Source organism: Nonomuraea sp. NPDC048881 (genome assembly GCF_040649795.1).
GTDB lineage: Bacteria > Actinomycetota > Actinomycetes > Streptosporangiales > Streptosporangiaceae > Nonomuraea.
Genome location: NZ_JBEZGC010000004.1, coordinates 618,621 through 637,814 on the forward strand (window position 1 = coordinate 618,621; position 19,194 = coordinate 637,814).

17 protein-coding genes are annotated in these 19,194 nt (G+C 70.4%); 6 read left to right on the top strand and 11 right to left on the bottom strand.

Going from position 1 to position 19,194, the window contains the following annotated elements:
- Positions 1 to 28 precede the first annotated feature (28 nt).
- From AB0C33_RS18020 to AB0C33_RS18055, 8 genes are all read right to left on the bottom strand, one after another.
- Positions 29 to 1,036 carry a sugar phosphate isomerase/epimerase family protein gene (locus AB0C33_RS18020; protein ID WP_358289075.1) on the bottom strand — a complete coding sequence of 336 codons (1,008 nt, stop codon included), beginning with the start codon at positions 1,034 to 1,036 and terminating at the stop codon, positions 29 to 31.
- Positions 1,033 to 2,184: a Gfo/Idh/MocA family oxidoreductase gene (locus AB0C33_RS18025; protein WP_358288885.1), complete on the bottom strand. Its 1,152-nt coding sequence runs from the start codon at positions 2,182 to 2,184 to the stop codon at positions 1,033 to 1,035. The genes AB0C33_RS18020 and AB0C33_RS18025 overlap by 4 nt, the downstream gene beginning before the upstream one ends.
- Before the next feature lie 11 nt (positions 2,185 to 2,195).
- Positions 2,196 to 3,242: an ABC transporter substrate-binding protein gene (locus tag AB0C33_RS18030; protein WP_358288888.1), complete on the bottom strand. Its 1,047-nt coding sequence runs from the start codon at positions 3,240 to 3,242 to the stop codon at positions 2,196 to 2,198.
- Positions 3,239 to 4,246, bottom strand: coding sequence for an ABC transporter permease (locus AB0C33_RS18035; protein WP_358288891.1), 1,008 nt, complete (start codon positions 4,244 to 4,246; stop codon positions 3,239 to 3,241). The genes AB0C33_RS18030 and AB0C33_RS18035 overlap by 4 nt, the downstream gene beginning before the upstream one ends.
- Positions 4,246 to 5,730, bottom strand: a complete 1,485-nt coding sequence (locus AB0C33_RS18040) for a sugar ABC transporter ATP-binding protein (protein ID WP_358288894.1) — start codon at positions 5,728 to 5,730, stop codon at positions 4,246 to 4,248. The genes AB0C33_RS18035 and AB0C33_RS18040 overlap by 1 nt, the downstream gene beginning before the upstream one ends.
- Before the next feature lie 11 nt (positions 5,731 to 5,741).
- Positions 5,742 to 6,899, bottom strand: coding sequence for an ROK family transcriptional regulator (locus AB0C33_RS18045; protein WP_358288897.1), 1,158 nt, complete (start codon positions 6,897 to 6,899; stop codon positions 5,742 to 5,744).
- 178 nt (positions 6,900 to 7,077) lie between these two features.
- Positions 7,078 to 7,950, bottom strand: coding sequence for an SDR family oxidoreductase (locus AB0C33_RS18050; RefSeq protein WP_352352311.1), 873 nt, complete (start codon positions 7,948 to 7,950; stop codon positions 7,078 to 7,080).
- Between the two features lie 55 nt (positions 7,951 to 8,005).
- Positions 8,006 to 9,064, bottom strand: coding sequence for an MBL fold metallo-hydrolase (locus AB0C33_RS18055; RefSeq protein WP_358288900.1), 1,059 nt, complete (start codon positions 9,062 to 9,064; stop codon positions 8,006 to 8,008).
- A gap of 46 nt (positions 9,065 to 9,110) precedes the next feature.
- On the opposite strand from AB0C33_RS18055, the gene AB0C33_RS18060 reads away from it, so the two are divergent.
- Positions 9,111 to 9,956: a glutathione S-transferase C-terminal domain-containing protein gene (locus tag AB0C33_RS18060; protein WP_358288903.1), complete on the top strand. Its 846-nt coding sequence runs from the start codon at positions 9,111 to 9,113 to the stop codon at positions 9,954 to 9,956.
- Here AB0C33_RS18060 and AB0C33_RS18065 read toward each other — a convergent pair.
- Together AB0C33_RS18065 and AB0C33_RS18070 are read right to left on the bottom strand one after the other, a co-directional pair.
- The gene (locus AB0C33_RS18065; RefSeq protein ID WP_358288906.1) at positions 9,904 to 11,193 is read right to left on the bottom strand and encodes an MFS transporter; all 1,290 of its coding nucleotides are present in this window, start codon (positions 11,191 to 11,193) and stop codon (positions 9,904 to 9,906) included. The genes AB0C33_RS18060 and AB0C33_RS18065 overlap by 53 nt on opposite strands.
- Positions 11,190 to 11,831 (bottom strand): helix-turn-helix domain-containing protein, encoded by a 642-nt coding sequence (locus AB0C33_RS18070; RefSeq protein WP_358288908.1) that lies wholly within the window; start codon positions 11,829 to 11,831, stop codon positions 11,190 to 11,192. Before AB0C33_RS18070 ends, AB0C33_RS18065 begins: the two co-directional genes overlap by 4 nt.
- A 75-nt stretch (positions 11,832 to 11,906) precedes the next feature.
- Between AB0C33_RS18070 and AB0C33_RS18075 the strand changes: the two genes are divergently transcribed.
- The 5 genes from AB0C33_RS18075 to AB0C33_RS18095 all read left to right on the top strand — a co-directional run bounded on the left by AB0C33_RS18075 (position 11,907) and on the right by AB0C33_RS18095 (position 18,293).
- Entirely contained in the window at positions 11,907 to 12,551 is a 645-nt protein-coding gene (locus tag AB0C33_RS18075) for a phenylalanine--tRNA ligase beta subunit-related protein (RefSeq protein ID WP_358288911.1), read from the top strand.
- 204 nt (positions 12,552 to 12,755) lie between these two features.
- Positions 12,756 to 16,394 (top strand): multifunctional oxoglutarate decarboxylase/oxoglutarate dehydrogenase thiamine pyrophosphate-binding subunit/dihydrolipoyllysine-residue succinyltransferase subunit, encoded by a 3,639-nt coding sequence (locus AB0C33_RS18080; RefSeq protein ID WP_358288914.1) that lies wholly within the window; start codon positions 12,756 to 12,758, stop codon positions 16,392 to 16,394.
- A 91-nt stretch (positions 16,395 to 16,485) separates the two neighbouring features.
- Positions 16,486 to 16,665 carry a DUF6104 family protein gene (locus AB0C33_RS18085; protein WP_352323532.1) on the top strand — a complete coding sequence of 60 codons (180 nt, stop codon included), beginning with the start codon at positions 16,486 to 16,488 and terminating at the stop codon, positions 16,663 to 16,665.
- A gap of 99 nt (positions 16,666 to 16,764) precedes the next feature.
- Positions 16,765 to 17,568, top strand: coding sequence for a DUF4097 family beta strand repeat-containing protein (locus AB0C33_RS18090; RefSeq protein WP_358288917.1), 804 nt, complete (start codon positions 16,765 to 16,767; stop codon positions 17,566 to 17,568).
- Positions 17,565 to 18,293, top strand: coding sequence for a helix-turn-helix transcriptional regulator (locus AB0C33_RS18095; RefSeq protein ID WP_358288920.1), 729 nt, complete (start codon positions 17,565 to 17,567; stop codon positions 18,291 to 18,293). The genes AB0C33_RS18090 and AB0C33_RS18095 overlap by 4 nt, the downstream gene beginning before the upstream one ends.
- A gap of 18 nt (positions 18,294 to 18,311) precedes the next feature.
- Here the strand turns inward: AB0C33_RS18095 and AB0C33_RS18100 are convergent, their stop codons facing one another.
- Positions 18,312 to 19,178: an oxygenase MpaB family protein gene (locus AB0C33_RS18100; protein WP_358288923.1), complete on the bottom strand. Its 867-nt coding sequence runs from the start codon at positions 19,176 to 19,178 to the stop codon at positions 18,312 to 18,314.
- Positions 19,179 to 19,194 lie beyond the last annotated feature (16 nt).

A 19,194-nucleotide genomic window follows, 5' to 3' on the forward strand; every position in this document is an offset into this window, starting at 1 on the left:
ATGTGGTCCTACGTGGTCCTACGTGGTCCTACGTGGTGGAGAAGGCCGCGTCGAAGGCCGTGGCGGGCGGCGTGATGGAGTTCAGCCGCCGGATGTACCCCAGCGCCTCGCGGGCGCCGTCCAGCCGGTCCATCCCCGCGTCCTCCCACTCGATCGAGATCGGCCCGTCGTACCCGATCGAGTTGAGCGCCCGGAAGCAGTCCTCCCACGGCACGTCACCGCGCCCGGTGGAGACGAAGTCCCATCCCCGCCGCATGTCCGCCCACGGCAGGTGCGACGACAGCCGCCCCTTGCGCCCGTCGCCGATCCGGACCCGGGTGTCCTTGCAGTCGACGTGGTAGATCCGGTCCTTGAAGTCGAGGATGAACGCCACCGGGTCGAGGTCCTGCCACACCATGTGCGACGGGTCCCAGTTCAGCCCGAACGCCGGACGATGCCCGATCGCCTCCAGCGTCCGCTGCGTCGTGTAGTAGTCGTAGGCGATCTCGCTCGGGTGGATCTCGTGCGCGAAGCGCACCCCGACCTCGTCGAACACGTCGAGGATTGGGTTCCAGCGGTCGGCGAAGTCCTGGTAGCCGGCCTCCACCATCGACGCCGGCACCGGCGGGAACATGGCCACGGTGTGCCAGATCGACGACCCGGTGAACCCCACCACCGTGTCCAAGCCGAGCGCCGCCGCCGCCCGCGCGGTGTCCTTCATGTCCTCGGCCGCGGCCCGCCGCACCGACTCCGGGTCGCCCGAGCCCCAGATGCGCGCCGGCAGGATCGCCTTGTGCCGCTCGTCGATCGGATGGTCGCAGACGGCCTGGCCGACGAGGTGGTTGGAGATCGTCCACACCTTCAGGCCGTGCTTGTCGAGCTGGGCGCGCTTCTGCTCCACGTACGACGGGTCCGCCACCGCCTGCGCCACGTCGAAGTGGTCCCCCGAGCAGGCGATCTCCAGGCCGTCGTAGCCCCATTCGGCCGCCAGCCTGCACACCTCCTCGAACGGCAGGTCCGCCCACTGCCCGGTGAACAGCGTTACTGGTCTCATCAGTCCTCCACAGGGGTGTACCGGCCGCCGTCGGCCGCGCTCGCCTCCACCGCCGCCAGCACGCGCTGCACCCGCAGCCCGTCGGCGAACGACGGCGAAGGGTCGGCGCCGGTCGCGACGGCCTCCAGGAAGTCTCTGATCTCGTGGGTGAAGGTGTGCTCGTAGCCGAGCCCGTGCCCCGGCGGCCACCACGCCCCCACGTAGGGATGGTCGGGCTCGGTCACCAGGATCCGCTCGAACCCGCCCCCGCCCTCGCTGAACCACAGCTCGTTCATGGACTCGAAGTCGAACGCCAGGCTGCCGAGCTGCCCGTTGACCTCGATGCGCATCGCGTTCTTGCGCCCGGTCGCGAACCTGGTGGCCTCGAAGGAGGCCAGCGCGCCGCCCGACATCCGGCCGATGAACAGCGCGGCGTCGTCGACGGTGACCGTCCCCCTCTCCTCCGTACGGGACCCGCCCAGCCCCGCCGACTCCCCCGCCAGCGGACGCTCCTTGACGAACGTCTCCGTCAGCCCCGACACGCCCGCCACGCGCTGGCCGGTGACGAACTCGGCGGCGTCCACGATGTGCGAGCCGATGTCGCCGAGCGCCCCCGCGCCCGCCTTGTCCTTCTGCAACCGCCACACCAGCGGGAACTCCGGGTCCACGATCCAGTCCTGGAGGTACTGGGCGCGTACGTGCCGGATCTCGCCGAGCCTGCCCTCCTCGACGTACCGGCGGGCCAGGGCGACCGCCGGGACCCGCCGGTAGTTGAAGGCCACCATGCTCCTGCCCGGCGCCGCGGCCGCCGCCGCGACCATGGCCTCGGCCTCGGCGACGGTGTTGGCCAGCGGTTTCTCACAGATCACGTGCTTGCCGGCGCGCAACGCGGCGATCGCGATCTCGGCGTGCGAGTCGCCCGGCGTGCAGATGTCGACGATCTGCACGTCGTCCCGCCGGACCAGCTCCCGCCAGTCCGTCTCGACGTCGGCCCAGCCGAGCCGGGCCGCCGCGGCGGCGGTCTGCTCCTTCGACCGGCCCGCCAGCACCGCCATGCGCGGCGCGAGCGGCAGGTCGAAGAACGCGCCGACGCTCCGCCAGGCCTGGGAGTGGACGCGGCCCATGAACGCGTAGCCGATCATGCCCACGCCGATGGTGGTCTTGTCTGACATGCAACCCCCGATCAGGATTCGAATCCGAGCGCCAGATACTTCTCGACGTTCTCCTTGGTGATCGTCTCCGACGCGAGGGTGATCGACTGGGGAACCTGATTCTCCACGAGGTCACTCATGCCCTTGCCCTGCGCGATCAACCTGGCGAGCCTGATGGCCGAGGAGGCCATCGTCGGGCTGTAGGTGACGGTGGCCTTGAGCACCGACGTGCCGGCCTGGATCTCCTTCATGGCGTTCAGCGAGCCCGCGCCGCCCACCATGACGAACTCGTCGCGGTTGGCCTCCTTGATGGCGGCCAGCACGCCGACGCCCTGGTCGTCGTCGTGGTTCCACAGGGCGTCGATCTTCTTGTGCGCCTGCAGCAGCGAGGTCGCCACCTGGTTGCCGGTCTCGACGGTGAACTTGGCGTCCTGCTTGGCCGTGACGCTGAACCCGTACGTCTTCAGCGCGTCGGCGAAGCCCTTGCTGCGGTCCTGGGTCAGCGGCAGCGTGGCGATGCCCTGGATCTCGACGATCACCGGGTTCGCGACGCCCTTGTCCTTGAGCTGCTTGCCGATGTAGTGCCCGGCCGCGACGCCCATGCCGTAGTTGTCGCCGCCGATCCACGTCCGGTAGGCCAGCTTGTCGGGGAACACCCGGTCGAGGTTGATGACCGGGATGCCCGCCTGCGTCGCCTGCAGCGCGACCTGGTTCAGCTGCTGGCCGTCGTTCGGCAGGATGACCAGGGCGTTCACCTTGGCCGCGATCAGCGACTCGACGGCGGAGATCTGCTGGTTGATGTCGTTGGTCGGCTCGACGGCCTTGAAGTCGACGTCGCCGTACTGCTTGGCCGCGCTCTCGGCGTTCTTGGCGATGGCCGCGATCCAGCCGTGGTCGGCGGCCGGCGCGGAGAAGCCGATCGTCACCTTCTGGCCGGGTTCGTCGTTGCCGCTCGCGGCGGGGGCGGGCGCGGGCGCCGCCGACGAGGGAGCGGCCGCCGGCTCGTTGCTGGTGCAACCCGCCGCTAACAGCACAGCCCCGCCGACGAGGAATCCCCTGCGCGCGACGTTCTCACTCATGATGCTCTCGCTTTCAGGTTCCGCCGCTGGAGAAGGACGGCGACGACGATGATCAGGCCCTTGGCGATCAGCTGGTCGCTGGTGTTGAGCCCGTTGAGGATGAACAGGTTCGTGATGAGGGTGAAGATCAGCAGACCCAGGATCGAGCCGATGATCGTGCCCCGGCCTCCGGTGAGCAGGGTGCCGCCGATGATGACGGCGGCGATGGCGTCGAGCTCGTACAGGTCGCCGTGGGTGGACGAGCCTGTCGTCGTACGGGCCATGATGAGGATCGCGGCGACGCCGCAGCAGAAGCCGGACAGGGCGTACAGGAGCATCGTGTGCCTGCGTACGTCGATGCCGGCCAGCCTGGCCGCCTCGGGGTTGCCCCCGACCGCGTACGTGCGGCGGCCGAACGTGGTGCGGTTCAGGACGATCCACCCCAGCACCACGACCAGGGCGAACACGTAGACCAGCAGCGGGATGCCGAGCAACCGCGTGGTGGACAGCTGCACGATGCCCTCGACGTGGATGAGCTGGGTCTTCCTGTCGGACATGCGCTGGGCCAGGCCGCGGGCGGCCACCAGCATGGCCAGGGTGGCGATGAACGGCACCATCCGCCCGTAGGCGATCAGCAGCCCGTTGACCAGCCCGGCCCCGGTGCCGACGAGGATCGCGCAGACGGCCATCACCACCGGCCCGTACGACTGGGTGGCCAGCGTGGTCGCCCAGACGGAGGCGAGGGCCATGACGGCGCCGACGGACAGATCGATGCCGCCGCCGATGATCACGAACGTGGCCCCGACGGTGATCACGCCGATCGTGGCGGCCAGGGCCAGGATGCTGACCAGGTTGGAGGTGGTGGCGAAGTTGTCGAACCGGGTGACCAGGCCGACGACCACGAGCAGCGCCAGCGCGCCCAGCAGGCCGAGGTGGCGGATCTCGGCGACCCCGTTCAGCAGGGACGGTCTCGGCCGGGCGACCCCGGCGGCGGGTCGTTCGGGCGCCTCTATGGGCTCGCTCATCACGCGGCCCTCCCATCCATGATCATGTCCAGTACGCGGTGCTCGTCCAGGCCGGCCGCCTCGCCCTCGTGGATGACGGCGCCCTCGCGCAGCACGAGCACCCGGTCGGCGAGCCCCAGCACCTCGGGCACCTCGCTGGAGACCAGCAGCACGCCGATGCCCTGGTCGGCCAGGTCGCGGATGACGGCGTACAGCTCGGCGCGGGCGCCGACGTCGACGCCGCGGGTGGGCTCGTCGAGCAGCAGCAGTCTGCGTCCGCCGAGCAGCCAGCGGGCGAGCACGGCCTTCTGCTGGTTGCCGCCCGACAGGGTCCTGATCGGGCGTTCGGGGTCGGGCGGGCGGATGTCGAGGAGCTGGGCCAGGCGGGCGGCCTCGGCCCGTTCGCGGCCGCGGTCGATCCAGCCGAACCTGGCGAACTGCGGCAGGGTGCCGAGCGTGATGTTGGCGGTGACGCTCTGGTCGAGCAGCAGGGCCTGGGCCTTGCGTTCCTCGGGGGCCAGGCCCATGCCCTGCCGGACGGCGCCGGTCACGCGGCGGCGGGCCGGGCGGCCGGCGAGCGTGACGCGGCCGGAGGCGGGCCGGGCTCCGTAGACGGCCTCCAGGATCTCGGAGCGTCCGCTGCCGACGAGCCCGGCCAGTCCGACGATCTCCCCGGCGCGCACGGAGAAGGAGACGTCGGCGAAGACGCCGGGCGCGGTCAGGTTCTCCACGCGCAGCACCTCCTCGCCGGGCGGCCGGGTGGGGCGGGGCGGGAAGACGTACTCGACGTTGCGGCCGGTCATGAGGGAGACGATGCGGGCGGTGGGCGTGTCGCGGGCGGGCAGGCCGACGGCGACGGTGCGCCCGTCCTTGAGCACGGTGACGCGGTCGCCGATCTCGCGGATCTCCTCCAGCCGGTGGGAGATGTAGACGACGGCCACGCCCTGGGCGGTGAGCTCGCGGATGATGCGGAACAGGTTGGCGACCTCGTCGTGGGCCAGGGCGGCCGACGGCTCGTCCATGATGATCAGGCGGGCGTCGTGGGAGAGGGCGCGGGCCATCGAGACGACCTGTTTGGCGGCCGGTGAGAGCCGTCCGACCTCGGTGGCGGGGCGGATCTCGCCGTGGCCGAGGCGTTCCAGCACCTCGCGGGCGGCCCGGCGGCCGGCCTGGCGGTTGACGAACCCGAAACGGGCGTGCTCGTGGCCGAGGAAGATGTTCTCGGCGACGCTGAGGCCGTCGACCAGGTCGAGTTCCTGGTAGATGGTGGCGAAGCCGAGCCGGATGGCGTCGTTGGGGCTGGTGGGCCGGACGGGCGCGTCGTTGAAGACGATCGTGCCCTCGTCGGGCTGGTGGACGCCGGCCAGCACCTTGATCAGGGTGGATTTGCCCGCGCCGTTCTGGCCGAGCAGGCAGTGGACCTCGCCCGCCCGTACGTCGAGATCGACCCCGTCGAGCGCGCGCACGCCGGGGAACTGCTTGACGATGCCCTTCATGACCAGCATCGGGGTCCCCTTCAGGCGTTGACGATGCGGTTGATGTTGTCCGGTGACAGGTAGTGCTCGATGGCGAGCAGGCCCGCGCCGAGAGCGGCGGCGTTGATCCCGGTGCGGCTCGGGGTGATGGACAGGTGGTGGGTGGCCAGCGGCAGCGACCGGCGGTAGATGGTCTCCCTGACGCCGGCCAGGAGGTGCTCGTGGACGCGGGACAGCGCGCCGCCGATGACGATGACCTCGGGGTTGAAGAAGTTGACCAGGCCGGCCAGCACCTCGCCGATGAGCCGGCCGGCCTCCCTGACCAGCCGCAGCGCCTGGGTGTTGCCCGCCTGGACGAGCGCGACGACGTCGGCGCCGGTCTCGGCGGCCAGCCCGAGCTCGGCGAGCCGGCGGGCGATGGCGGCGCCGCCGGCCACGGCCTCCAGGCAGGCGCTGTTGCCGCAGCGGCAGCCGGCGTCGTCGTGGCCGCTGACGCGGATGTGCCCGATGTCGCCGGCCGAGCCCTGGGCTCCTCTGTGGAGCTTGCCGTCGGCCACGATGCCGCAGCCGATGCCGGTGCCGACCTTGACGAACAGCAGGTGGCTGGTGCCGGCGAAGGCGTTGCGGTGCTCGCCGAGCGCCATGACGTTGACGTCGTTGTCGACCAGCACCTGGATGCCGTCGAAGTATTCGGGGACGGGGTAGTCGTTCCAGCCGGGCATGATCGGGGGGTTGTTGGGGCGGCCGGTGGCGAACTCCACCGGGCCGGGCACGCCGATGCCCATGGCGCGCAGCGCGGCGCGGGGCCGTCCTGCCTCGCCGAGCAGCCGGTCGAGCCGCTGGTCGACGTGGGCGAGCACTTTGTCGGGGCCCTCGCCGATCTCCAGCGGGTCCTCGCACTCGGCCAGCAGGCCGCCGGTCAGGTCCATGAGCGCGACCCGGCAGTGGGTGGCGCCGAGGTCGACGCCGGCGAAGGCGTGCTCCTCGGTGTGCAGGCGGAGCTGGCGCGGGGGACGGCCGCCGGTGGACTCGCCGCTCTCGGTCTCCTCGACGAGGCCGCGCTCGATGAGCGCGTCGACCCGCTGGGAGATCGTGGATCTGGCCAGTCCGGTGAGGCGCGCGAGATCGGATCGGGTGGTCGCCGATCCGGCGCTGATGAGCGTCAGGACGTCGGCAGCCGAGCCCGGCTGGGGGGTCATGCGGGAACAATAAGATCACTCATGCGGCAAATCAAGAGTCTGATTCGACCGAACCTCGCAGACTTATGCCGAAGATCGAACAAAGCCTGGCATGAGACGTTCGCCGGAACCCTCCCGAACACGCGGAAGCCGGCCACCGCCCCGGCGGGCGATGACCGGCTTCCGGCAGGCTCCGGCGCTAGAGCATGGCCTTCATCGAGTCGCCGGCCGTCAGCACGTACGGCTGCTCGGCCATCACCGAGCCCCAGTTGTCGGCGATCGCCTCGGGGGTGAGGTCGTCGGCCTTCCAGCCGGGCCCCTCGGCCACGAACACGCGGGCCACCCGCCCGCCGCCGACGGTGAACACCTCCCCGCTCGACTCGCACGAGTCGTGCACGAGGTAGGCGACCAGCGCGCTCACCCGCTCGGGCGTGAACTTGGCCTCGAACTCGGCCGGCAGCAGCGCCTCGGTCATCCTGGTCCAGGCGATGGGGGCGATGGCGTTGGCCTTGATGCCGTTGCGCGCGCCCTCGATGGCCAGCGTCTTGGTCAGCCCGACCAGGCCCATCTTGGCGGTGGAGTAGTTGGCCTGGCCGAAGTTGCCGAACAGGCCGGCCGGGCTGGAGGTGTTGACGATGCGGCCGTACCCGGCCTCCTTCATCAGCGGGTAGGCGGCCTGGCTGACCAGGTACGACCCGCGTACGTGCACGGCCAGCACGCCGTCGAAGTCCTCGACGGTCATCTTCCCGAACGACTTGTCCCGCAGGATGCCCGCATTGTTGACGACGATGTCGACCCGGCCGAACGCGTCGACGGCCGTCTGCACGAGCGCCCTGGCGCCCTCGGGGGTGGCGACGTTGTCGGCGTTGGCGACGGCCTGGCCGCCGTTCTTGGTGATGAGCTCGACCACCTCGGCGGCGGGGCCGGTGGAGGCGCCGGTGCCGTCGAGCGCGCCGCCGAGGTCGTTGACCACGACCTTGGCGCCCCGCTCGGCGAGCAGGAGCGCGTGCGCCCTGCCGAGGCCGTGCCCGGCGCCCGTGATGATCGCGACCCTGTCATCGAACCGAAGCATCGAACCTCCAGAGCAAGAGAACAACATTCTGGTAGGAGTACGATAACCGACCGGCTCAGGCGCGTCTCCAGAGCTCGGGCTCGCCCTCCTCCCGGCGTACCCTGCCCCGTCCGGCCAGCCATACCAGGTGGGCCAGCGTCTCGTTGTTGGCCGCCCGGCGCATGAACGGCGGGATCGTCTCCCAGGGGCGCGACCAGCTCAGCCGGGTGGCGACGTCCCAGCAGGTCACGCCGTCGTCCTCGCCGACGACCCGTTCGATCTCGGCCAGCCGCTCGTCGTGGTGGGCCAGCACGTGGTCGACGCGTCCGGCCAGTTCCAGGAAGCGGTACTCGTGGCCGGGCAGCACCTCGTCCACCTCCAGCTCGCGGACGGCGGCCAGCGAGCCGAGGTAGTCGGCCAGCGGGTCGGGGCCCGACTGGGGGTGCACGGCCACGATCGGGGTGATCTTCGCCAGCACGTGGTCGCCGGAGAGCAGCAGCCTGCGCTCCGGCGAGACGAAGCACAGGTGGCCGGGCGTGTGGCCGGGGGTCCAGACGGCCCGCAGGTCCCAGCCGGGCAGGCCGAGGTCCTCGCCGTCCTCGATCAGCCGGTCGGGACGGGCCATCGTGACCATGTGCCTGATCATCATGGAGGCCCCGGCCAGCTCGTCCAGGCTCAGGTCGGGCACGCCGGAGCGCCGGAGCAGGGCCCGCTCCCGCTGGACGAGCGAGTCGATGGCGTCGTCGTCGTACCGCTCGCGCACGAGGTTCGCGTCGGCCGGGTGCAGCCCGATCCAGGCGCCCGACGCCTCGCGGACGCGTCCGGCCAGGCCGTAGTGGTCGGGGTGCAGATGGGTGACCAGGACGGCCCTGACGTCGGCGATCCCGTGGCCGGCCACGGCCAGCCCGGCGGCCAGGGCGTCGTAGGCCTCGTCGGTGTTCCATCCGGCGTCCACGATGGCCACGCCGTCGGGCAGTTCGAGGGCGTAGACCAGCACGTACCGCAGCGGGTTGACCGGGATGGGCACCGGGATCGACCACAGCCCCGGCCGGACCCGCTCGACCTCGGGAACCGCCCCGCTCATCCATGCCTCACGCTGGGCCACGCTGGAAGGAGTCACCACGAACTTTGCCATGGCCCCGAATATAGTTCTGGTCCCGAATCATGTTCTACTAGGGGTCATGAAGCTGAGCCGCGAGATCTCAGACGATGGCCGCTTCGTCCGGCAGCCGAACCGCTTCACCGAACGGCTCGGGCCGCCCGAGCCCGGCCGCTACCGGCTCTACGCCTCCTACGCCTGCCCGTGGGCACAGCGCGTACTGATCGTCCGCGCCCTGCTCCGTCTGGAGGACCTGCTGGACGTCACGATCGTCGACCCCATCCGCGACGAGAAGGGCTGGCGGATCCCCGACGGCGACCCGCCGTACCTGTCGGAGCTCTACCACGCGACCGAACCGGGCTACACGGGCCGCTACACCGTGCCGTGCATCTGGGACAGCCGGGAGGAACGCCTGGTCACCAACGACTTCCCGCAGATCACCCTCGATCTGGAGACGTCGTGGGGCAGCGCGCCCGACCTGTACCCCGAACGCCTGCGCCCGGACATCGACATCATGAACGACCGCCTCTACCACGGCCTCAACAACGCGGTCTACGAGGCCGGCTTCGCCCGCGGGCAGCAGGCGTACGAGGAGGCGGTCGCCCGCGTGTTCACCACGCTCGACCTGCTGGAGGTGCGCCTTGCCGAGTCGGAGTTCCTCTTCGGCACGCTCACCGACAGCGATGTGCGGCTGTTCACGACGTTGGTCAGGTTCGACACGGTCTACCACGGCCACTTCAAGTGCTCGATCAGGCGGCTGACCGACTATCCGGCGTTGTGGGCGTACACCCGCAGGCTCTACGCGATCCCCGCATTCCGTGACACCACGGACTTCGACCACATCAGACGCCACTACTACATGACCCAGACGAACATCAACCCGAGCAGGATCGTTCCGGTAGGACCGGAACTCGACTGGAGCCTGTGACCCCCGGCCTCGGCATCGCGACGAACAGCAGCGCCGAGGCCAGCACCACCCCCGAGGCCACCCACCAGGCGGCCGACGCGCCCGCCTGCCCGGCCAGGACGCCGAGCGTGGAGTTGGCCAGCACCCCGCCCGCCTGGAGCGAGAGCGAGGACGTCGAGGTGACCGTGGTGCGCTCGGCGGCGGAGACCGCGTTGTGCTGCATCTCCAGGCAGAGCAGCCCGGTCACCGACAGCCCGGCGAACATGACCAGATAGGCCAGCCCGGCCGTCACCAGGCCGGGCACGCCGTCCAGCCCGGTGGTGGCGGCCAGCGAGCCGACCGAGAGCGCGCAGAGCACCGCGCCCATGGCCGCGCCGCGGGCCGAGCCGCCCGCCAGGCGCGCCACGCGGGGCGCGATCGCGCTGCCCGTGGCGCTGGCGGCGTATCCCAGAGCCGCCACGACGGCGTAGGCCAGGCTGCCGCGCTCGGACGTGCCGGCCAGCTCGGCCAGGCGGCCGGGGGTCAGCAGCTCGATCGTCATCAGCAGCACGCCGGACGCGGCTGCGGCGAGCATCAGGCGGCGCAGCACCGCTCCCCCGGCGGCCAGCCGGATCCCGCCGACCACCGTCGAGGGCACCTCGCTCAGCACGCTCCCCAGCGACCGCCGCGCGTGGGCCGGCTCGGGCAGCGCGAACACCACCACGACCAGCAGGACGACGGCCGCGACGGCCCCCAGCAGCGGCGGCACGGCCAGCGGCGTGATCGTCCCAGGCGGCACCAGCAGCGGCACGGCGCCGCCGACCAGCACCCCGGCGCACATGGCCACCGACTCCAGCGCGCCGCCGCGCGCCAGGCCCGGCTTGAGGTCGGCGTCCTCGCCTTCGAGCTCGTGCAGGGTGTCGACGTACCAGGAGGTGGCCGGGCCGCTGGACAGCGCCCTGGCCACGCCCTTGATCACGCAGGTGACGAGGAACATCCCGAACGTCGTCGAGACGCTCATCAGCGCGAGCGCCGCCGCGGTGAACACCGCCGAGGCGGCCAGCACCATCCGCCGTCCGATGACGTCGGCCAGGCCGCCCGTGGGCAGCTCCAGGCTGACGGTGACGACCGAGAACACGGTCACGGCCAGGCCGATCTGGGTCAGGCCGAGCCCTCTGTCGGTCATCAGCAGCACCATGACGGCGGCCATCAGGCCCAGCGGCAGCCAGGTCAGGAAGCTGACGAGCATGTAGCGCCGTAACGCGGAACGAGCGGTCATCGGTCCTGCTCCTTGTCGCTGGGAAAACCGTCGGCGGGAGAACCGTCGCGGGAGGAACGGTCGCGGGGGGAATCGTCGCGGGGGGAATCGTCGCGGGGGAAGCCGCCCATCCAGATGTTGACCTGGCGGGCGTCGGGGTCGCCTGAGTAGCGGGCGGCGAGGTCGCGCAGCAGCTCCATGGCCCGGTCGTTGAACTCCCTCAGCCCGGCCGCGGGCAGCTCGACGATGTCGTCGCTCAGCCCGGCCGCCCGCACCCACTCGGGGGCCCACTCGCGCTCGTCGTAGTCCTGGTTGACGCGGGCGAGCGCCTCGACCTGGCGCATCCGCATGATCCGGACCGCCTCGCGGCCCTCCTCGGTGCCGGACAGCTGGCCGCTGTCCCAGGAGGTGTAGCGGTGGCGGGCCCGCCAGCGGCGCTCGCGGCCGTCGCGCCGGTCGGGGTCCTCCTCGATGAAGCCGTACTTGAACAGCTCCCGCAGGTGGTAGCTGGTCGAGCCGGAGCTCTCGCCGACCTTGCGGCCCAGCTCGCTGGCGGTGGCCGGGCCGTCGCTGCGCAGCAGCCCGAGCAGCCGCACCCGCAAGGGGTGGGCGACCACTTTGAGCACCTGCGGGTCACTGATCCTGTACTGCTCCTCCATGAGCACGACCCTAGACCGCAAAGGCTTTTTTGCAAAGTGATTTTTGCGAATTCGCCGGCCTTCTAAACTGGGCGGATGCTCGACGACATCCGCGTGGACGACGCCGTCCTCGCCCTGCGCCCCGACTTCGCCGTGCTGGTGATGCTGGCCCACGGCCTGCGGAACGGCCCCACCGACGACCGCACCCGCGCCTGGCTGGCCGAGGCGTCGGCGTGCGAGGTCCAGGCCGACAAGATCGACGCCTGGAAGGACGCCTACCGCGCCTTCGGCGCCAAGCCGCAGCGCACCAGGCCCTCGGTCGACGCCCTGACCCGGCGCATGCCGCTGCCCGAGATCAACCGGGTGGTCGACGCGTACAACACGATCAGCGTCAAGCACGCGCTGCCCATCGGCGGCGAGGACCTCGACCGCTACCAGGGCCCGGCCCGGCTGGTGCGGGCGACCGGCGACGAGCACTCCGAGGAGGCGCTCGGGCAGCCCGAGCCCGGCGAGGTGATCTGGCGCGACGACGCCGGCGCGACCTGCCGCCGGTGGAACTGGCGTCAGGTGGCGCGCACCCGGCTCACCGAGGAGACGACCAACGCGATCTTCCTCCTCGAACGGCTGGAGCCCATGTCGATGGAGGAGCTCCAGCAGGCCGGCAAGGAGCTGGCGGAGCTGCTGGAGGAGCTGTCACCCGGGGTGCGGATCACCAGCAGAATCGTGCCCGGAGGGAAATAAACCTGCCGGCCATACGTTGATACCAAACAGTAACAATGGCGGCTCTCCCTGGATTGACTAGGCGGGCGTGACCTCTTCGGCGTGTCCTGAGAGGATCGTTCGAGGCGGCGCGTGCTCTTCGGCGCGCGCTGCCGGTCCGGGCGAGTAGCCTTGGACAGGTTCTCTAACATCAACGCCGATCTGCGGAAGAGGGCGATTTCCGCCGTGTCGTCTGAGTCGTCGCGGACAAACCCGCTGGCAAGCTTTGGTCAGAACGAGTGGCTTGTCGACGAGCTGTACCAGAAGTACCTTCAAGATCCAGAGTCTGTCGACAAGGCCTGGTGGAACTTCTTCGCTGACTACAACCCTGATTACGGACCGGGCCGGACCCCGGTCAGGGAGGCGGCGAACGGCACTGCGACCGCGCCCGCACCTCCCAAGGCGCCCCCGAAGGCGCCTCCGGCAGCCGAGAAGCCGAAGCAGCCGGCCACCCCGGTGCCCAAGGGCGCCGAGGAGGTGAAGCTGCGCGGCGCCGCCGCACGCACGGCCGCCAACATGGACCTGTCCCTGACGGTTCCGACGGCGACCAGCGTCCGGGCCATCCCGGCCAAGCTGCTCATCGACAACCGCATCGTGATCAACAATCACCTCAAGCGGGGGCGTGGCGGCAAGATCTCCTTCACCCACCTGATCGGCTTCGCGATCGTCAAGGCGCTGAAGGCGATGCCGGAGATGAACTACTCCTACACGGAGGTCGACGGCAAGCCCACGCTGGTCAAGCCCGAGCACGTCGGGTTCGGCCTGGCGATCGACGTCCAGAAGAGCAACGGTGAGCGCCAGCTCCTCGTGCCCTCGATCAAGGGCGCCGAGGAGATGGACTTCCGCCAGTTCTGGGTGGCCTACGAAGAGGTCGTCCGCAAGGCCCGCGCGGGCAAGCTGGGCGTCGACGACTTCTCCGGCACCACGATCTCGCTGACCAACCCCGGCACGATCGGCACCGTCCACTCCGTTCCGCGCCTGATGCCCGGCCAGGGCACGATCATCGGCGTCGGCGCGATGGAATACCCGGCCGAGTACCAGGGCGCCTCGCCCGACACGCTGTCGCGTCTGGCCGTCTCCAAGGTCATGACGCTGACCAGCACCTACGACCACCGGATCATCCAGGGCGCCCAGTCGGGCGACTTCCTGCGCCAGATCCACCGGCTGCTGCTCGGCGAGGACGGCTTCTACGACGAGATCTTCGAGGCGCTGCGCATCCCGTACGAGCCGGTGCGCTGGGTCCAGGACATCTCGGCCTCGCACGACGACGACGTGGCCAAGTCGGCCCGGGTCATCGAGCTGATCCACGCCTACCGCGTGCGCGGCCACCTGATGGCCGAGACCGACCCGCTGGAGTACAAGCAGCGCAAGCACCCCGACCTCGACATCCAGTCCCACGGGCTGACCCTGTGGGATCTCGAGCGCGAGTTCGCCACGGGCGGTTTCGGCGGCCGTCCGCTGATGAAGCTCCGCGAGATCCTGGGCGTGCTGCGCGACTCCTACTGCCGCACGGTCGGCATCGAGTACATGCACATCCAGAACCCCGAGGAGCGGGCCTGGATCCAGGCGCGGGTGGAGAAGCCGCACGCCTCGCCCGAGCGCGACGAGCAGCTCAACATCCTGTCCCGGCTCAACACCGCCGAGGCGTTCGAGACGTTCCTGCAGACGAAGTTCGTCGGCCAGAAGCGCTTCTCGCTGGAGGGCGGCGAGTCCCTGATCCCGCTGCTCGACTCGGTGATCAGCGACGCCGCCGACGAGGGCCTCGACGAGGTCGTCATCGGCATGGCCCACCGCGGCCGGCTCAACGTGCTGGCCAACATCGTGGGCAAGTCCTACGCGCAGATCTTCGGCGAGTTCGAGGGCAACATCGACCCGCGCACCGCCCACGGCTCCGGCGACGTCAAGTACCACCTGGGCGCGAGCGGCGAGTTCACCGCCCCGAGCGGCAAGATGATCACGGCGTCCGTGGTGGCCAACCCCTCCCACCTGGAGGCGGTCGACCCGGTGCTGGAGGGCGTCGTCCGCGCCAAGCAGGACCTCCTGGAGCGCGGCGAGGAGGGCTTCACCGTCCTTCCCGTCCTCGTCCACGGCGACGCGGCCTTCGCCGGCCAGGGCGTGGTGGCCGAGACGCTCAACCTGTCGCAGCTGCGCGGCTACCGCACCGGCGGCACCGTGCACGTGGTGGTCAACAACCAGGTGGGCTTCACCACCTCGCCGGCCTCGTCCCGCTCGTCGGTCTACGCGACCGACGTCGCGCGGATGATCCAGGCGCCGATCTTCCACGTCAACGGCGACGACCCCGAGGCCGTGGTGCGCGTGGGCCAGCTGGCCTACGAATACCGCCAGGCGTTCCGCAAGGACGTCGTCATCGACCTCATCTGCTACCGCCGCCGCGGCCACAACGAGGGCGACAACCCCGCCTTCACCCAGCCGCTGATGTACGACCTGATCGACGCCAAGCGCTCCACCCGCAAGCTCTACACCGAGGCGCTGATCGGCCGGGGCGACATCACGGTCGAGGAGGCCGAGTCGGCGCTGCGCGACTACCAGGCCAAGCTGGAGCAGGCGTTCACCGAGACGCGCGAGGCGGCCAAGAAGCCCAAGGAGGCGGCCGCCATGCGGGTGCCCCCGGCCGAGGTCGTCAAGTGGTCCCACGCCGACACGCCGACGGCGATCAGCGACGAGACGCTCAAGCGCATCGTCGACACCCAGCTCAACCTGCCCGAGGGCTTCACGCCGCACCCGCGCCTGGCGCCGGTGCTGCAGCGCCGCGGCCAGATGGTCGAGACCGACTCGATCGACTGGGCGATGGGCGAGACGCTGGCGTTCGGCTCGCTGCTGATCGACGGCCACCCGGTGCGCCTGGTCGGCCAGGACTCCCGGCGCGGCACGTTCACCCAGCGGCACGCGGTGCTGGTCGACCGGATGACCGGCGCCGACCACACGCCGCTGAAGCAGTTCAACGAGGGCACCACGAAGTTCTACGTCTACGACTCGCTGCTCAGCGAGTTCGCGGCGCTCGGCTTCGAGTACGGCTACAGCGTCGTGCGTCCCGATGCCCTGGTGGCCTGGGAGGCGCAGTTCGGCGACTTCGTCAACGGCGCCCAGACGATCATCGACGAGTTCATCTCGTCCGGTGAGCAGAAGTGGGGCCAGCGCTCCTCCGTCGTGCTGCTGCTGCCGCACGGCTACGAGGGCCAGGGCCCCGACCACTCCTCGGCCAGGATCGAACGGTTCCTGCAGGTCTGCGCGCTCGACAACATGACGGTCGCGCAGCCGTCCACGCCGGCCAACTACTTCCACCTGCTGCGCTGGCAGGTGGAGTCCAACCGGCGCAAGCCGATGGTGGTCTTCACGCCCAAGTCGCTGCTGCGGCACAAGGCGGCCACGTCGAAGGCGTCCGACTTCACCACCGGCACCTTCCAGCCGGTCATCGGCGACACCACGGTCGACCCGGCCAAGGTCACCCGGATCGTCCTGGTCTCGGGCAAGCTCTACTACGACCTGGCCGCGCAGCGCGACAAGACGGGCCGCGACGACGTCGCGATCGTCCGTCTTGAGCGGCTCTACCCGTTCCCCACCGAGGAGCTCACCGCCGAGCTGGCCCGCTACGGGCAGCAGGCCGAGCTGGTGTGGGCCCAGGACGAGCCGGTGAACATGGGCCCGTGGCCCTACCTGACGCTGAAGCTGGCCGAAGACCCGCAGACGCTCGGCGGCCGGTCGCTGCGCCGCGTCTCGCGGACCCCGAACAGCTCGCCCGCGACGGGTTCGCACAACTCGCACGACACCGAGCTGGAGGAGATCCTCCACCAGCTCTTCGGCTGAGCAGGCCGCCAGTGAGCCCCCGGCCGTCCGGCCGGGGGCTTCTGCGTTGACCGGCAGGGTGAGGCCCCTGCCTGCACGAAGGAGAGAACCCATGTACTTCACCGATCGAGGGATCGAGGAGCTGGTCGATCGGCGGGGCGAGGAAGAGGTCAGCGTGCTCTGGCTGGGCGAGCGGCTGCGCGAGTTCGTCGATCTCAACCCCGAGTTCGAGACCCCGATCGAGCGGCTGGCCACCTGGCTGGCCCGCCTCGACGACGAGGACGACGACTGACGGGATTCCGCCGCCGAGACGCGATACATCTTGAGTTTTCGAGTAACGCGACATATCGTGTTCTCGTAGGAGACGTACTCGTCAAGGAGGCATACGTTCATGGAGAAGTGGACGCTGGACGCTCCCGAGCAGCTCACGTTCGGGCCGGTTGAGTCACTTGACGTGCGGATCGTCGCCGGCAGGCTGGCCGTCCTGGCCAGCGAGGGGCCGCCCACGCTGGAGCTGACGGAGATCGAGTCGGCCGCGCCGCTGCTGGTCAGCTACGACCCGCTGACCAAGGAGCTGGTCGTCACCTACGAGGGCCTGACCCTGGACGGGCTGCTCGGCTGGCTGCGGCGCGACAAGCGCAGGACCAACCTCACGCTCACCGTGCCCAAGGGCTGCCGGGTGAACACGGAGGTGGTCTCGGCGTCCACGGTGCTGGCCGGGTTCGAGCGGTCCACCCGGGTCAAGAGCGTGTCCTCCGAGGTCGTCCTCGACGGCGTGAGCGGCGAGGTGAGCGCCACCACGGTCTCCGGCTCGATCGAGAGCCGCGCCATGGAGGGCGACCTGGCGCTGAAGACCGTCTCGGGCGAGCTGACCCTCGCCGACGGCAGCCCGCGCCGGCTCAAGGCCAGCACGGTGTCCGGCCGCATCACCGCCGACCTGACGCTCCGGCCCACGAGTCATGTGACGCTCAACAGCGTCTCGGGTGCCATCCTGGTGCGGGTGCCGGAGAACGTCGAGTCCGACGTCAGCATGAGGTCCACCTCCGGCAGGCTGAGCTCCACGTTCGACGGACTGTCGGCGAACAACGGCCCCGGCTCCAAGGCGCTGTCCGGACGGCTGGGGGGCGGCATGGCCTCACTGTCGGCGTACACCGTCTCGGGCGAGGTCGCGCTGCTCAAGGGAGAGAAGGAATGAGCCCTGTCTTCGGTCACGGCCGGCTCCGGCTGTACCTGCTCAAGCTGCTGGAGGAGAGCCCGCGGCACGGATACGAGGTCATCCGGCTGCTCCAGGACCGCTTCCTCGGCGTCTACTCGCCCTCGCCCGGCACGATCTACCCGCGACTGGCCCGCCTGGAGGAGGAGGGCCTGGTCACGCACGAGGTGATCGAGGGCAAGAAGGTGTTCTCCATCACCGACAAGGGCCGCGAGGAGCTCAACGCCCGGCTCGACGAGCTCGACGACCTGGAGCAGGAGATCTCCGCCTCGGTGCGGGACATCGCCCGCGAGGTCAAGGAGGACGTCCGCGACACGGTGAAGTCGCTGCGCGACGAGCTCACCCGGATGGCCAAGGACGTGCGCACCGGCGCCCGCGACGACGCCAAGGCACGGGCCGAGGAGCTCAAACGGCTCAAGGAGCAGCAGAAGCGGCAGTGGATGGCGCACGCCAACCAGTGGCAGGTGGAGAGCGACCGGCTGGCCGGCGAGTGGCGGCGGATCTGGTCGGACATCTGGACCACGCTCGGCGGCGACACCGTGCGCCGGACCGAGCTCGACAGCGAGCTGGGCGAACTGCTGGCCGACTTCGTGGCCCAGGCCCGCACGGAGGCCGCCGACGCCGCCCTGACCACGCAGAAGCTGCACGAGCTGCACACCGTGCTCGACGAGGCGTCCGCCCGCATCCGCGACATCCTCCGCCGCTGAGCCGCCGCTGAGCCGCCGCTAGGCCGAGCGCAGCGGGCGTTGCGAGGGTTGCGGGCGGCCGTGGCCGCGGGCCGCTCTGCGGGCGTGGTAGGCGACCGGCATGTAGCGCAGGCGTTCGGGCAGGCGCGCGGTCAGCATCGCCACGGCGTGCCCGAGGTGCCGCAGCCGCCGCTCGTCCCGGGCCGTCCAGCGCAGGCCGAGCTTCCTGCGCGCGGCCGGCGGCAGGGTCCCGACAGTGACGAAGTGGTTGAACTCCCCCGACCCCAGCCCCACCGGCGTCCACAGCCGGCGCAGCGGCCTCGGCAGGCCGGGCGGGGCGGGCGTGCCGCGCATGACGGCGAGCACCTCCAGCGCCGTCGGGTGCGGCTCCAGCCGTTCGGCGATCATCGTGTCGAAGTAGCGCCAGAACGCCTCCAGGTCCGCCGGCATCTCCCGCTCCGGCACCTGCAGGATCGCGCCGAGCTGCCGCGACTCGGCGTACATGCGGCGCTGCTGCTCCTCGGTGTACGGGGTGCCGAAGTAGCGGTTGAGCGTGATGAACCGCTCGAACAGTGACAGGTGCACCCAGGCCCACGCCTCGCCGTTCAGGGCGTGGTAGGCGCGGCCGTGCTCGTCCACGCCGCTGATGGAGCGGTGCAGCTCGCGCAGCCGCCGCCCCTCGGCCAGACCGCCCTCACCGCCGTAGACCCACTTCTGGACGGAGGCGAGCGTGCGGTTGAGCCGCCCCCACGGGTCGTCCTTGTACGTCGAGTGCTCCGCCACGGCCGCGCCGACCGCCGGATGCATGGTCTGGAGGACCAGCGCGCTGCCGGCCACGAGCAGGTTGCGGTATTCGCCCGCGGTGTCCCAGTGCATCGAACCCGGGCCGAACGGCTCAACGTTCATGGTGAACGCCTCCAGG

Bases quoted from the DNA above. Each gene is read 5' to 3' on its own strand.
- AB0C33_RS18030 (WP_358288888.1), bottom strand. From the start codon at position 3,242: ATGAGTGAGAACGTCGCGCGCAGGGGATTCCTCGTCGGCGGGGCTGTG.
- AB0C33_RS18100 (WP_358288923.1), bottom strand. From the start codon at position 19,178: ATGAACGTTGAGCCGTTCGGCCCGGGTTCGATGCACTGGGACACCGCG.
- AB0C33_RS18040 (WP_358288894.1), bottom strand. From the start codon at position 5,730: ATGCTGGTCATGAAGGGCATCGTCAAGCAGTTCCCCGGCGTGCGCGCG.
- AB0C33_RS18050 (WP_352352311.1), bottom strand. From the start codon at position 7,950: ATGCTTCGGTTCGATGACAGGGTCGCGATCATCACGGGCGCCGGGCAC.
- AB0C33_RS18060 (WP_358288903.1), top strand. From the start codon at position 9,111: ATGAAGCTGAGCCGCGAGATCTCAGACGATGGCCGCTTCGTCCGGCAG.
- AB0C33_RS18090 (WP_358288917.1), top strand. From the start codon at position 16,765: ATGGAGAAGTGGACGCTGGACGCTCCCGAGCAGCTCACGTTCGGGCCG.
- AB0C33_RS18035 (WP_358288891.1), bottom strand. From the start codon at position 4,246: ATGAGCGAGCCCATAGAGGCGCCCGAACGACCCGCCGCCGGGGTCGCC.
- AB0C33_RS18085 (WP_352323532.1), top strand. From the start codon at position 16,486: ATGTACTTCACCGATCGAGGGATCGAGGAGCTGGTCGATCGGCGGGGC.
- AB0C33_RS18070 (WP_358288908.1), bottom strand. From the start codon at position 11,831: ATGGAGGAGCAGTACAGGATCAGTGACCCGCAGGTGCTCAAAGTGGTC.
- AB0C33_RS18055 (WP_358288900.1), bottom strand. From the start codon at position 9,064: ATGGCAAAGTTCGTGGTGACTCCTTCCAGCGTGGCCCAGCGTGAGGCA.
- AB0C33_RS18045 (WP_358288897.1), bottom strand. From the start codon at position 6,899: ATGACCCCCCAGCCGGGCTCGGCTGCCGACGTCCTGACGCTCATCAGC.
- AB0C33_RS18065 (WP_358288906.1), bottom strand. From the start codon at position 11,193: ATGACCGCTCGTTCCGCGTTACGGCGCTACATGCTCGTCAGCTTCCTG.
- AB0C33_RS18075 (WP_358288911.1), top strand. From the start codon at position 11,907: ATGCTCGACGACATCCGCGTGGACGACGCCGTCCTCGCCCTGCGCCCC.
- AB0C33_RS18095 (WP_358288920.1), top strand. From the start codon at position 17,565: ATGAGCCCTGTCTTCGGTCACGGCCGGCTCCGGCTGTACCTGCTCAAG.
- AB0C33_RS18025 (WP_358288885.1), bottom strand. From the start codon at position 2,184: ATGTCAGACAAGACCACCATCGGCGTGGGCATGATCGGCTACGCGTTC.